Origin of the sequence: Nonomuraea sp. NPDC051191, assembly GCF_044455665.1 — a bacterium.
Lineage (GTDB): Bacteria > Actinomycetota > Actinomycetes > Streptosporangiales > Streptosporangiaceae > Nonomuraea.
Map to the genome: position 1 here is coordinate 297,553 of NZ_JBITEZ010000003.1, position 12,138 is coordinate 309,690.

General features: G+C 72.7%; 12 protein-coding genes. 5 read left to right on the plus strand and 7 right to left on the minus strand.

Going from position 1 to position 12,138, the window contains the following annotated elements; translation table 11 throughout:
• The first annotated feature begins 9 nt into the window (after positions 1 to 9).
• The 3 genes from ACIA8R_RS09820 (at position 10) to ACIA8R_RS09830 (ending at position 3,246) form a co-directional block, all read left to right on the plus strand.
• Positions 10 to 585, plus strand: a complete 576-nt coding sequence (locus ACIA8R_RS09820) for a GNAT family protein (protein ID WP_364084779.1) — start codon at positions 10 to 12, stop codon at positions 583 to 585.
• Positions 586 to 609: 24 nt separating this feature from the next.
• A complete protein-coding gene (locus tag ACIA8R_RS09825) occupies positions 610 to 2,994 on the plus strand; it encodes a hypothetical protein (protein WP_397037660.1) in 2,385 nt (794 codons plus the stop codon).
• A 129-nt stretch (positions 2,995 to 3,123) separates the two neighbouring features.
• Positions 3,124 to 3,246: a hypothetical protein gene (locus ACIA8R_RS09830; protein WP_357699066.1), complete on the plus strand. Its 123-nt coding sequence runs from the start codon at positions 3,124 to 3,126 to the stop codon at positions 3,244 to 3,246.
• Positions 3,247 to 3,323: 77 nt separating this feature from the next.
• On the opposite strand, the gene ACIA8R_RS09835 is transcribed toward ACIA8R_RS09830, so the two are convergent.
• Positions 3,324 to 3,938 carry a TetR/AcrR family transcriptional regulator gene (locus ACIA8R_RS09835; RefSeq protein ID WP_397037662.1) on the minus strand — a complete coding sequence of 205 codons (615 nt, stop codon included), beginning with the start codon at positions 3,936 to 3,938 and terminating at the stop codon, positions 3,324 to 3,326.
• Positions 3,939 to 4,021: 83 nt separating this feature from the next.
• On the opposite strand from ACIA8R_RS09835, the gene ACIA8R_RS09840 reads away from it, so the two are divergent.
• A complete protein-coding gene (locus ACIA8R_RS09840) occupies positions 4,022 to 5,182 on the plus strand; it encodes an FAD-dependent monooxygenase (protein ID WP_397037664.1) in 1,161 nt (386 codons plus the stop codon).
• Here ACIA8R_RS09840 and ACIA8R_RS09845 read toward each other — a convergent pair.
• The 5 genes from ACIA8R_RS09845 to ACIA8R_RS09865 all read right to left on the minus strand — a co-directional run bounded on the left by ACIA8R_RS09845 (position 5,151) and on the right by ACIA8R_RS09865 (position 10,889).
• Complete coding sequence (locus tag ACIA8R_RS09845; protein ID WP_364084792.1) at positions 5,151 to 6,107, minus strand: hypothetical protein; 957 nt, start codon at positions 6,105 to 6,107, stop codon at positions 5,151 to 5,153. The two genes, ACIA8R_RS09840 and ACIA8R_RS09845, sit on opposite strands and share 32 nt — an antisense overlap.
• 164 nt (positions 6,108 to 6,271) lie before the next feature.
• The gene (locus ACIA8R_RS09850; RefSeq protein ID WP_364084795.1) at positions 6,272 to 6,646 is read right to left on the minus strand and encodes a VOC family protein; all 375 of its coding nucleotides are present in this window, start codon (positions 6,644 to 6,646) and stop codon (positions 6,272 to 6,274) included.
• A 53-nt stretch (positions 6,647 to 6,699) separates the two neighbouring features.
• Entirely contained in the window at positions 6,700 to 8,883 is a 2,184-nt protein-coding gene (secA2, locus tag ACIA8R_RS09855) for an accessory Sec system translocase SecA2 (protein ID WP_364084798.1), read from the minus strand.
• 134 nt (positions 8,884 to 9,017) lie between these two features.
• A complete protein-coding gene (locus ACIA8R_RS09860) occupies positions 9,018 to 9,884 on the minus strand; it encodes a DMT family transporter (RefSeq protein ID WP_397037667.1) in 867 nt (288 codons plus the stop codon).
• Positions 9,885 to 10,073: 189 nt separating this feature from the next.
• The gene (locus ACIA8R_RS09865; protein ID WP_364084804.1) at positions 10,074 to 10,889 is read right to left on the minus strand and encodes an SAM-dependent methyltransferase; all 816 of its coding nucleotides are present in this window, start codon (positions 10,887 to 10,889) and stop codon (positions 10,074 to 10,076) included.
• A 190-nt stretch (positions 10,890 to 11,079) separates the two neighbouring features.
• On the opposite strand from ACIA8R_RS09865, the gene ACIA8R_RS09870 reads away from it, so the two are divergent.
• Positions 11,080 to 11,367 carry a PRC-barrel domain containing protein gene (locus ACIA8R_RS09870; protein WP_352352063.1) on the plus strand — a complete coding sequence of 96 codons (288 nt, stop codon included), beginning with the start codon at positions 11,080 to 11,082 and terminating at the stop codon, positions 11,365 to 11,367.
• Positions 11,368 to 11,460: 93 nt separating this feature from the next.
• On the opposite strand, the gene ACIA8R_RS09875 is transcribed toward ACIA8R_RS09870, so the two are convergent.
• Complete coding sequence (locus ACIA8R_RS09875) at positions 11,461 to 12,057, minus strand: nucleotidyltransferase (RefSeq protein ID WP_357699050.1); 597 nt, start codon at positions 12,055 to 12,057, stop codon at positions 11,461 to 11,463.
• Between the last annotated feature and the right edge of the window lie 81 nt (positions 12,058 to 12,138).

Sequence of the window (12,138 nt, forward strand, 5' to 3'; positions counted from 1 at the left end):
CGTGGCGGCATGACCGCCAAGCTGCCCGCGCCCGTGGTGCTGGAGAACGACGTCGTGCGCCTCCAGCCCCTCACCCTGGAACACGTTCCGGACCTGTTCGCCGCCGGAGGCGGGGACGACGAGCTCTGGCGCTGGCTGCCCGCCGCCACCCCGCGCACGCAGGAGGACCTGGCGAGGACGGCCCGCGCGCTCATCGACGACGACCTGCACATCCCGTTCGTGGTGATCCCCAAGGAGACCGGACTTCCGGCCGGCTGGACGACCTACATCGACGTGCCCGGCTTCGACGACAGCGTCGAGATCGGCTGGACCTGGTACGGCCAGGCCCATTGGCGCACCGCGCTGAACACCAACTGCAAGCTGCTGCTGCTCGACCACGCCTTCGGCCTCGGCTACAACCGCGTCCTGCTCAAGACCGACGTGCTGAACCTGCGTTCCCAGGCCGCGATCCGGCGCATCGGCGGCGTGCACGAGGGCACCCTGCGCCGCCACCGCAGAAGGCCCGACGGCACCTGGCGCGACACGGTCTATTTCGGCATCCTCGAAGAGGAGTGGCCGGAGCACCGGGCTCGACTGAACCGCTGAACGGAAGGCGGCATCTAATCCCGCATGACTGATCGGCTGGGAGGCTACTGGCTCGGCGCCCGGCTCGACGGCGGCGGGCGGACGACCGTCCGCGAGGCCTACGACGAGTCGGGCGGTCGCCATGCGCTCCACCTGCCCGGGCCGGGCGCGTACGCACAGGTCAGGGAGGTGCGGTCGGTGCACGCCGCGCGGCTGGTCGAGGCGTGCCCGCAGGGCGATCCGCCGTATCTGGTCAGCGAGTACATCGAGGGGCCGACGCTGCGCCAGGTCGTCGACCGGCACGGCCCCTTCGCCGGCGACGACCTCTACCGCCTGGCCGCCGCCACGGCCACCGCGCTGGCTGCGGTGCACGAGGCGGGGGCGGTGCACGGGTCGCTCACGCCCGACAAGATCATTTTAGGCGCCGACGGGCCGCGCCTGGTGGGGCTGGGGCTGGCCGACGCCGAGGCGGGCCCGGCCGGTGACGTCCAGGCGTGGGGGCGGGTCCTGCTGTTCGCCGCGTACGGGCTCACCGAGCGATTAGGCAACGGGGAGCGCCTCGACCGGCTGTTACGCGGCCTGGTCGCCGCCACGCTCCACGACGAACCCGAGCAGCGCCCGGACGCCCGCGGCCTGCTCATGTCCCTGCTCGACGCCCCTCAGTCGCAGCTCGGCCGCCTGCTGCCGCCCGAGCCCGTCGACGACCCGCCGCTCGGCGCCCGCGCCGAGGCGATCTACCTCCAGCTCTGCCGGGCAGACCAGGATCTGGTGCCCGAAGTCTTCCTCCGCCTGGTCGGGCTCGACGACTCCGGCGGCGACACCGTGGCCCCCGCACTCCGCGACGACCTGGTCGCCGGACGCGCCCCCGACGAGGTGGCCGCGATCGACCGGGTCCTGGAGACGTACGGGAAGGCCGGCATCCTGACGATCGCCGACCGGGGGCCCCTGACGATCACGTACGCGGCGCTGCTGCGTGCCTGGCCGCGCCTGCACGAGTGGCTGGACAGCGAGCGGGACGGCCTGGCCGTGCACCGGGAGCTGGCCCGGGCGGCGCGGGCCTGGGACGCGGGCGGGCGCCGCGAGTCCGACCTCTACCAGGGAGAACCCCTCGACCGGGCGCTGGCGTGGGCGGCCGGCGGGCGGCGGCGGGTCACCCTGAGCGCCGGCGAGCAGACCTTCCTGGACGAGGGCCTCGGACGGGCCCGCGGCGGGGCGCGCAGGCGGCGGGCGCTCATGGCGGGGCTGCTGTCGGTCGCGGTGCTGGCGGCGCTGCTCGCGCTGTGGCAGCGCGGGGCCGCCGACGGGCGGCTGGAGCAGGCGATGGCCAAGGTGGCCGCGTCGCGGGCCGAGGCGCTGCGGGTGGCCGACCCGGTGACCGCGCGCCGGCTGAGCCTGGCGGCCTGGCGCCTGGCCCAGGTGCCGCAGGCGCGGCGGGCGCTGACGGCGGCGGCGGCCGACCCGGCCGTGGACGTCTTCACCGCCCCGGAGGCCGGGCCGCACTCGTTGTACGCGATCAGCGACGACGGCTCCCGGCTCGCCACGCTGACCGGCGCCACGGTACGCGTCTACGACGTCCCCGGGCGCCGCCGGCTGGCCGAGACGAACGGTCCCGAGCAGAGCGTGCGGGCGATGGCCTGGTCCCCCGACGGGCGCACGCTGGCGTTCGTGGGCGTGGACCGGTCGTACCTGTGGGACACCGCGTCGGGGCGGGGCGTCGGGCCGCCGTTCGGGAGGGGGCTGGGCGCGCCGGGCGAGCAGTCGGCCTGGTTCAGCCCGGGTGGCGGGCTGCTGTTCGCGGCGGCCCGGCAGTCGGGCGAGCGGTGGGCCTGGGACCTGCGGGCCCGCCGGGCGGCCTTCGTCGGCGAGTACGCCGTGGCCGGTCCCGGCGACCGGGTGGCGCTGACGTTCGAGGGCCGGCGTTCGGCGATCAGGCGCGGCGGCCGCGTCACCCCCGCGCCCTGGCTGGACCGCATGCCGTGGGAGTACACGACGTTCGCGCCCGACGGCGAGCGGGTGGCCATCGCCGAGGAGACCGGCATCCAGATCTACGACCTGGACGGCGTGCCCGTGCTCGGCACCCGCCTGCGGCCCTCCCCCGGCCACCTGCGCTTCAGCCCGGACGGCCGGCTGCTGGCCGGGACGGACAACGACCGGGTGCGGGTGTGGCGCGTGCCCGACCGCACGTTGCTGGCCGAGCGCCAGGTGCCGGTGGGCGGCGCGGACCAGCCGGCGCGGGCGGTGCTCGCGGGCGACGGGCGCACTGCGCGCGTGCTGGCCGCGGGCGGGACGGTGCTCACGCTGGACCTGGCCCCCTCGCCCGCGTCCGGCGACCCGGCGTCGGCGGTCTGCGCCCGCTACGGGGGCCTGTCGGCGGCGGACTGGGCCCGTCACCTGCCCGAGGTGCCCTACCGCGCGACCTGTCCCGGCTGATTTCCGGTTATACGCGAATATTTCTCGAATTCGGGCCGTGGATCGTGAACCAACCCCTTGCCGGGCACGTAACCGTAGTCATACGGTCACCGTGAGCTGTTGTTCGACGAGAAGGAGAGTTCCCCCCGTATGGGCAGGCATGAGGCACCCCCCAAGGACGAGTCGCCCGAGGCCGGCGCGGCCGACGACCACCGGGAGCCTCGCGGCGGCAAGCACGCGAGGGACGGCCAGGACGCGGGCGGCGACGACTAGGCCGCCGGCAGGTCGCGCACAGACCGCGGCACAGGCCATGAACAGGCCATGAACCGGCGATGCAGGCGCCGGCGGTCCTATCCGCCGGCGCCTTCGCCACGCAGGCCGGCACCTTCGTCACGCAGGCCGGCACCTTCGTCACGCAGCATGCCGGCGAGCAGGTCCGCCATCGCGAGGGTGAGCTCGTCGAGGGTGGGCACGGCGCCCGCGCCCGCGATCGCGTCGAACATCAGCCCCTCCCCGAAGGCCACGAGCTGGCGGGCGTGGCGCACCGGGTCCTTCGACCCCAGGGCGGCCAGCATGGCGAGCGCCGGGTCGCGGAACCGGCGGCCCGCCCGGTCGTAGATCTCGCGCAGTTCGGGGCGTCTGGTGGCCTCCAGGGCCAGTTCGTAGCGGGCCAGGGTGCGCCGGCGGTCGTCCAGCTGCACGCGCAGCACCTCGGCAATCCGGGCGGGCAGGCCGTCGAGGGTGAGCGGCTCCGGCTCGTACGCCGGGGCCATGACCTCCATCTCCAGCTCGGTGAGCCGGGACAGGGTCAGCTCCAGCAGCGCGGCCCGGGTGCGGGCCAGGTTGGACGTCGATCCGGGCGGCAGCCCGGCCGCCTCGTCCACGGCGCGGTGGGTCAGGCCGCGCATGCCTCGCTCGGCCAGCAGGGTGATGGCCGTGTCGGCGACGGTCTCCGCTCGTTTCACGGACCGAATACTACAGGGGTAGTGTCACCGAACTACAGATGTAGTACGGTGACACTACAGACGTAGTAACCAAGGAGGCGATCATGCCCAAGGCTGTGGTGATCGGCGGCGGCATCGGAGGGCTGGCCGGCGGCGTGGCGCTGCGCCGCAAGGGGTGGGAGGTGAGCGTCCTGGAGCGGGTGGCCGCCGTCGAGCCCGTCGGATCGGGGCTCGCGATCGCCGCCAACGCCCTGAAGGCGCTCGACACGCTGGGCCTGGGCGACCGGGTGCGCGAGCTGTCCACGGTGGAGGGCCCGCTCGGCGTGCGCCGGGCGGACGGCCGCTGGCTGACGCGCACCACCACCGACCACGCCGACGCCCGCTACGGGGACTCGGTGGTCGTCATGCTGCGGGCGACGCTGATGGACGTGCTCGCCGACGCCCTGGGACCGAACGTCCTGCGGCTGGGCACCACCGTGACGGGCGTGGACGCCGGGCGCGGGATCGTGCGCACGGACGCGGGCGAGATCGAGGCCGATCTCGTCGTGGGCGCCGACGGCATCCACTCGGCGACGCGGCGGGCGCTCTTCCCCGGGCATCCGCGGCCGGCGTACGCGGGGGTCACGGCGTGGCGGGCGCTCGTCCCGCGCGGCGATCTGGCGATCCCCCGGTCGGAGAGCTGGGGAAGGGGGCTCGTGTTCGGCGTCCACCAGCTCGCCGACGACCTGGTCTACCTGTACGCCACCGACCTGTCACCGGCGGGCGCCACCCACGGTGACGAGCGGGAGGAGCTGCTGCGCAGGTTCGGCGGCTGGCATGAGCCGATCCCGGCGCTGCTGCGGGCCGCCGACCCCGCCCGGATCATCCGCAACGACGTGTACTACCTCAAGACGCCGCTTCCCGCCCTCCACCAGGGCAAAGTGGCGCTGGTGGGCGACGCCGCCCATCCGATGACCCCGAACCTGGGCCAGGGCGCCTGCCAGGCGCTGGAGGACGCCGTGGTGCTCGCGCACCTGGCGGGCGGCGACCTCGCCGCCTACACCGCCGCCCGGCTGGCGCGCACGTCCGCCGTGGTGCGGCAGTCGATGACGATCTGCCGGGTGACCAAGGTGCGCAACCCCGTCGCCGTACGGCTGCGCGACCTCGCCGTCACCGTGGCGGGCCGGGTCAGCCCCGAGCTGATGCTGCGTTCGATGGACGACGTGCTGTCCTGGCGTCCGCCGGTGGAGGCGGTCACTGACCGGACGCGGGCCGCTGACCGGTGACCGCGCCCTCGGAGTCAGCCTTGGACGCCGCCTGGGACGCAGCCTCGGCGGCCACCGTCGCCGAGGTGAGCACCGGCGGCACGGGAGCGGGGGCGGGGGCGGGCTTGGAGTGGTCGGGGGTGAGGCGGCCCAGGGTGATCGTGCCGCCGATGGTGAGCGCCCCGGCCAGCAGGGCGGGGATCGCCGTGGACGGGCTGGTGGGCAGCGGTTCGCCGAGCAGGATCGCCCCCGCCAGCACCGACGTGATCGGGTCGATGACCTGGACGCCGGCGTAGGCGATGCCGAAGTAGCCGACCGCGTACGAGCGCTGGAGCAGCACGACGGCGCAGACCAGCAGCACCGGCACGGCCAGCGTGAACCAGTGGATCAGCCGGCCCCACTCCCCCTCCAGCCCGCCGCCGACCACCCGGACGAACGTCGAGACGCTGGCCGTCACCACGCCCGCGCCCACCGAGAGCAGCAGCGCCCGCGCCGGCCCGTGGAAGCGCCGCGCGAGCAGCTGCGAGACCAGCGCGATCGCCGCGATGACGCCCAGGAAGCCGAGCGCGGCGCCGCTGCTCAGCCGGGGGACGACGTTGTGCTGCGGCACCAGCAGCATGAGCCAGAGCAGGCCCACCGCCACGGCGATCGAGCCGAGGATCTCCGCCCGGTACGGCTTGCGCCCGTACATGAAGGCGGCCAGCGGCACCGCGAACACCAGGGTGGCCACGCTGATCGGCTGCACGGCCACCAGGGGCGCGAAACTGAGCGCCACGGCGTGCAGGCACGCCCCGGCGAAGCCGATCACGCCGCCGATCCACCAGCGGGGACGCCGGACCAGCTTGAGGGAGGCGCCCGCCGACACGGCCTCGTACTGTTGGAGGGCGGCGCCGAGGGCGTATCCCAGCGCTCCGGCCAGCGCGATGAGCAGTCCGACCCAGGTCATCGGCGCCCGCGCAGGGGCAAGGATCCGTGCAGGAGCATTGCTCCAGCTTAGGAGCCGAGCAGAGCACTACCATCCTTCTTTAGGCTGATTAATCACCTAAATGCGGCTGTCACCTGCACGAACATGTTGCTGATCCTTGGCCCTCCGCGGGGGCGTCACGGCGCTTACGATTGCTCGGGAACCACGCAGAACAGGTGCCCCTCCGGGTCCTGCAGCACGATCCAGCGCGTGCCCTCCTCCGTGACGCCCGGCTGGAACTCCGGCTTGACCGCCCCGAGCGCGATGTACTCCTCGACCGCCTTGTCCAGGTCCGGGACGCGGAAGTCGAAGTGGAACTTCTTGTCCGGGCTGGGCCAGGTGCCCGGCTTGTAACCGGGGACGCGACCGAAGTAGATGTTGGTGGAGCCGTCGCCGATCGCCGCGTACTCCTCCTCCGAATACTGGATCTCGAAGCCGGTCACCTCGTGGTAGAAGGCGGCCAGTCCGCGCGGGTCGTCGCAGTCGAGGGTGAAGGCTATGAGCTTGGCTTTCGTCGTCATGCGTCCATGCTGGCAGGCGTACCTGTCATCTTCTGTCAGGTACGCCCGGCCGGTCAGCCGCGACGCGTGGCGGCCGTCACGCGCTTGAGGATCCGGTCCCATTCCGTGCCGAACGGGTTGTCCTGCACCAGGTACGTCCACGTGGCCGACGGGCGCTTGAGGTCGGGCTCGGGGGCCTCGAAGGACTCCAGCGAGCGGCGTTCGACCTCGGCCTGCAGCGCCTTGTACTCGGCCACGGCCTCCCGCTGGAACTCGTCGACCGGGCTCATCCGGCCCAGCGCGCGCAGGTGGATGCCCTCGCGCAGGTCGTTGAGGAAGGCCAGGTGCTCGGTCCAGCAGGTGTCGATGGCGTGCAGGACGATCTGGCGGGCCGTCTCGTCCCTGGTGTCCTCGGGCAGCTCGGCCCAGCGCCCGGCGTCGGCCTCGGCCAGCGCCTTGGCGGCGGCGTCGCCGTGGAGGACCTTGTCACGCCATTCGAGGATCAGCTCACGCTGGTGTTCGAGCAGGCGGGTGTAGCGCCAGGTGTTGCGGTGGATCTCCAGGTTGACGCCCTCGGCGACCCGCTGGGCGTGGCCCACGATGTACGCGCCGCGCCGGTGGCGCACCAGGCCGTCGGGATCGGCGGCGGGCGGGCGCTCGTCGGGGACGAACTGGGTGATCAGATCGTCGGTCATGCTGACGAAGAAGACCGAGCCGCCGGGGTCGCCCTGGCGGCCGGCCCGGCCGCGGAGCTGGTCGTCGAGGCGGCTGCTGGCGTGGCGGCCCGAGCCGATCACGTAGAGGCCGCCGAGCTCGGCCACGCCCTCGCCGAGCCGGATGTCGGTGCCGCGGCCGGCCATCTGGGTGGAGACGGTGATCGCGCCGCGCTCGCCCGCCCTGGCGATGATCGTGGCCTCTTCGGCGTCGTTCTTGGCGTTGAGCACGACCGGTTCCATGCCGCGGCGTTGCAGCAGCTTGGCGAGGTTCTCCGACTCGGCCACGTCGAGGGTGCCGATGAGGATCGGCCGGCCCGTCTCGTGGATCTCCTGGATCTCCTCGACCAGCGCGGCGTCCTTGTCGGGGACGGTCGGGTAGACGCGGTCGGGCTCGTCCTGCCGCACGCACGGCCGGTTGGACGGGATGACCGCGACCTTGAGCCCGTAGAACTCGCCGAGCTGCTCGTTGACCGCGACGGCGGTGCCCGTCATGCCGCAGATCTGCGGGTAGCGGCGGATCAGCCCCTGGACGGTGATCGAGTCGAGGATCTCGCCCTTCTCGCTCGGCGGCAGCGCCTCCTTGGCCTCCACGGCCGCCTGGAGCCCGTCGGGCCAGCGCTGGAGCAGCGCCACCCGGCCGCGCGAGGGGTTGATGAGCTGCACCCTGCCGTCGCGGACGATGTAGTCGACGTCGCGGGCGAGCAGCGCGTGGGCGTGCAGCGCGAGGTTGAGCTCGATGAGGGTGCCGGGCTCGTGCTCGTCGTAGAGCTCGACGCCCAGGATGTTCTCGACGCTGTCGGCGCCCTTGGGGGTGAGGTAAACGTTGCGCGCCTGCTCGTCGATCTCGTAGTGGTAGCCGCGGACGAGCGTGCGGACCAGCGCCGCCATCTCCGGCACCGCGCTGCCGGGGTCGGCCGCGCCGGCCATCACCAGCGGCACCCTGGCCTCGTCGACCAGAACGGAGTCGGCCTCGTCGATCAGCGCCACCTCGGGCGCGGGCACGATGATCTCGGCGGGGTCGGTGCGCAGCCGGTCGCGCAGCACGTCGAACCCGATCTCGCTGACCGGCCCGTACGTGACGTCCTTGGCGTAGGCGGCGCGGCGCTCCTCCGGGGTGGAGTTCTGGTCGATCCAGCCCACGGTGACGCCGAGCGACTCGTAGAGCGGGCCCATCCACTCGGCGTCGCGCCTGGCCAGGTAGTCGTTGACGGACATCACGTGGACGCGCTTGCCCTGCAACGCGTAACCGGCGGCGGCCATGGCGCCCGACAGGGTCTTGCCCTCGCCGGTCGCCATCTCGGCCACCTTGCCGTCGAGCAGGGCGAGCGTGCCCAGCAACTGCACGTCGTACGGCCTGAGCCCGAGAGTGCGGTCGGCGGCCTCGCGCACCACGGCGCAGAACTCGGCCAGATCGTCCATGGCCGGCGTCGGCAGCTCTTCGAGCTTCCCGATGCGGTCGGCGCGCTCGTCCGCCGCCTTGACGATCTTCAGATAGGGGGTCAGGTTCACCCCGCCCGGACGATCCAGGAGGTTCCTGAACATTCCCTTTATCGAGGCCACAGTTCCTCCAACGCACGTTTCGCCGGCGCCGTTCCCTTAAGCCGAAATGAGGGAGCGGAGCGACGATACGGCAAGCGTCGCCGTACCGGACCTTAACTCATCACGGGCCCTGGACCTCACATCTCCGTATCCGCTTTCAGCGCGAGAACCGCGACGGCGGCGAGCAGCAGCGCGCACCCGCCCCACGCGAGCGGCGTGAGCCGTTCGCCGAACAGCACGACGCCGATCAGCGCCGCCCCGGCCGCCTCGCCGAGCGAGATGATCGAGACCGTGGTGGCGGGCAGCGCGGTGAGCGCGCGGAAGAACAGGCCGTAGGCCAGGGCCGTGGGGACCGCGCCCAGGTAGAGCAGCAGCGCCGCCGACGACACGCTCAGCTCGGGCAGCACGCCCGCCGGCAGGGCGAAGGGCGCCAGGCAGGCCGCCCCGACCACGAAGCCGCCGACGGCCGTGCCCTGCGGGTCGGTCCTGTGGCGCCGGGAGAAGAGCGTCACGCCGGCATACCCGGCGGCCGAGAGCAGGGCGTACCCGATGCCGGCCCCGGCCTCGGCCCGGACGACGGACTCCCAGGTGAGCAGGACGAGCCCGGCCGGCGCGGCGGCCAGCGCGGCGCGGGCGACCGGTCCCAGCGGCTCGCGCAGCAGCAGGCGCCCGCCGATCGCGGTGAAGATCGGCGTGGCGCCCATGGTCACGACGGTCGCGACCGCGACGCCGGAGCCGGCGATGGCCGCGAAGTACGCCGTCTGGTAGACGGCCATGCCGGCCCCGACCGGCAGCACGTGCCAGGTGAGCCGCCGCGGGCGCCACGGGCGGCGGGTGAGCGCGAGGAGGAAGGCGGCGCCGAGCAGGTAACGCCAGAAGGAGACGCCGATGGGACCGAGATGGCCGGACTCGAACAGCAGCGCGCCGGCGGCGCCGCCGGTGCCCCAGGCGGTGGCGGCCACGGAGACGTAGACGGCGCCACGGCGGGCGGAGACAGGGGTCATGACAGGAGTGCTCCGGATGGAGTGGTCGGAATGGGCCCGTGTGCGGGCAGCAACCACCCCCGGATCCGTCAGACCCGGAAATTCCTGGAACGCCGCCGCCCGCTAGAGGGCGGGCGGCGGGGAGCAGATGAGGAGACGACGCGGCATGGGCGACACCCTAGCCGTCACCGGTCGTGAGGCGCACCGGGATTACGGCTTGCGGGCCACGCCGCCCAGCAGCAGTTCCTCCCAGGGGGCCAGCGGGCCGGGCAGCCGCTCGTCGGGGTGCCATTCCGGGAAGTGCACCACCCCGGGCTCGACCAGGACGAGCCCGTCGAAGTACGCCTCGATCGCCGTCCGGTCGCGGAAGTGGCCGGTGCCCATGGTGGCCTGGAGCAGGGTCTCCAGGGCCTTGGCCTTGGGGTTCTCGGAGGCGAGCATGTTGGAGACGGCCAGGTGGCTGCCAGGGGCGAGCTCGGCGACGTACCGCCGGACCAGGCCGTGGGGGTCGTCGGCGTCGGGGAACAGGTGCAGCAGCCCGACGGCGAGCAGGGCCGTGGGCTGGTCGAGGTCGATCAGGCGGCCCAGCTCGGGGTGGCCGAGCACGGCCTCGACGTCGCGGGCGTCGGCGGTGATCGCGGTGGCGTTGGGGTTGCCGCTCAGGATGGCGCGGGCGTGCGGCTCGACCATGGGGTCGAGGTCGACGTAGACGACCCTGGTACGGGGGTCGGCGAACTGGGCGACCTCGTGCGTGTTCTCGATGGTGGGCAGCCCGGCGCCGAGGTCGATGATCTGCCTGATGCCCGCCTCGCGGACGAGGAAGTCGACGACCCGCCCGATGAAGGCCCGGTTGCACCAGACCAGGTCGACCACCTCGGGCACGGCGTCCTTGAGCCGGCGCGCCACCGAACGGTCGACGGAGAAGTTCTCCACGCCGCCCAGCAGGCAGTCGTGCAGGCGGGCCACGCTGGGACGCGTGACATCGACGCCCGCGGGGGCCCACTCCTGCGCTTCGCCGACAGTCATCCGGCCCCCTTTCCAGTCCGTGACGCGGATCGTATCCGCCACCACCGACGCTTTGTGGGGGGTTTACCGGAGTCTGTCCGGGTAGCGGAGGTCTTGCCCGAGAAAAGACGGAAGAAGAGAGGAAGAGAGCCCAATGGAGCTCTGGAACTATCGTGCTGACGTCTATGACCGGGGTCAGAGTCTGGATCTCGTGGGGTACCACGTCCAGGCGACCGACGGGAAGATCGGGTCCGTCGACGAGGCGACGTACGAGGTCGGCGAGAGCTACATCATCGTCGACACCGGTCCCTGGATCTTCGGCAAGAAGGTCATGCTGCCGGCGCAGGTCGTCACGCGCATCGACCCTCAGGAGCGCAACGTGCACGTCGCGCGCACCAAGGCCGAGATCAAGGACGCGCCCGAGTTCGACGAGGGCAGGTACAAGGAGCCCGAGTACCGTACGCGGCTGGGTGACTACTACGGCCGCTACGGCGGGTGACCCTGGACGTCTGCCCCAGAAGGGCAGTCCGTCCTAGAAGGAGGGCCGCGTCCGAAAAGGACGCGGCCCTCCGCCCGTTCCGGGCCGCCTCCGTCAGGGCCACCGGCTCTCGCCGCCGGCCACCACCGGCTCGCTCAGCACGCCCAGCCGCTCCAGCAGCGTGACGAACGTCGTCGCGTACGGCGAGTCCGCCGTCACCGCCACCACCCTTGACCAGTCGACCTGCTCGCGCAGCGCCCGCACCTGGGCCAGCAGCGCGCCGTAGTCGCAGGCGTGCTCCGACAGCGGCAGCAGCCACGAGATGACCAGGTCGGTGGCCTCCAGCACCGGCACGATCACCGCCGACGCCTTCAGCGGCTCGGCCCGGTCCAGCAACTCCTCGGTGATCTCGTGGTCGGAGACCCGGAAGATCAGATCGACCAGCCGGCCCTCGTCGTACGCCTTGACCAGCCAGTCCTCCGGCGGTTTGGCCGTCTGGAAGCCCAGCCCGCGCAGGGCCTCCAGCGCGGCGGGCACGTCGTGCTCGGTGAGGACGAAATCGACGTCGTGCAGGGAGGGGGCGGCGCCTCTGGCGTAGGCCGCGCAGCCGCCGGCCAGCGCGAACTTCACCCCGGCGTCCTTCAGCCCGGAGCTCGCGCGCTTCAACGTGTCAAGGATGGCGTCGGTGACCGCATGGCCATGGCTGCTCATGGTTCCGGGCTACCCGCACGATCGTCATGTAGGCGTTGCGGACAGCGCGTAGGGACAGGGCGTAGGGACGGGGGTTGAGGG

Coding starts and splice junctions, on each gene's coding strand:
- secA2 (WP_364084798.1), bottom strand. CDS start 8,883: ATGTTCAGGAACCTCCTGGATCGTCCGGGCGGGGTGAACCTGACCCCC.
- ACIA8R_RS09850 (WP_364084795.1), bottom strand. CDS start 6,646: ATGACGACGAAAGCCAAGCTCATAGCCTTCACCCTCGACTGCGACGAC.
- ACIA8R_RS09820 (WP_364084779.1), top strand. CDS start 10: ATGACCGCCAAGCTGCCCGCGCCCGTGGTGCTGGAGAACGACGTCGTG.
- ACIA8R_RS09875 (WP_357699050.1), bottom strand. CDS start 12,057: ATGAGCAGCCATGGCCATGCGGTCACCGACGCCATCCTTGACACGTTG.
- ACIA8R_RS09840 (WP_397037664.1), top strand. CDS start 4,022: ATGCCCAAGGCTGTGGTGATCGGCGGCGGCATCGGAGGGCTGGCCGGC.
- ACIA8R_RS09860 (WP_397037667.1), bottom strand. CDS start 9,884: ATGACCCCTGTCTCCGCCCGCCGTGGCGCCGTCTACGTCTCCGTGGCC.
- ACIA8R_RS09845 (WP_364084792.1), bottom strand. CDS start 6,107: ATGACCTGGGTCGGACTGCTCATCGCGCTGGCCGGAGCGCTGGGATAC.
- ACIA8R_RS09865 (WP_364084804.1), bottom strand. CDS start 10,889: ATGACTGTCGGCGAAGCGCAGGAGTGGGCCCCCGCGGGCGTCGATGTC.
- ACIA8R_RS09825 (WP_397037660.1), top strand. CDS start 610: ATGACTGATCGGCTGGGAGGCTACTGGCTCGGCGCCCGGCTCGACGGC.
- ACIA8R_RS09830 (WP_357699066.1), top strand. CDS start 3,124: ATGGGCAGGCATGAGGCACCCCCCAAGGACGAGTCGCCCGAGGCCGGC.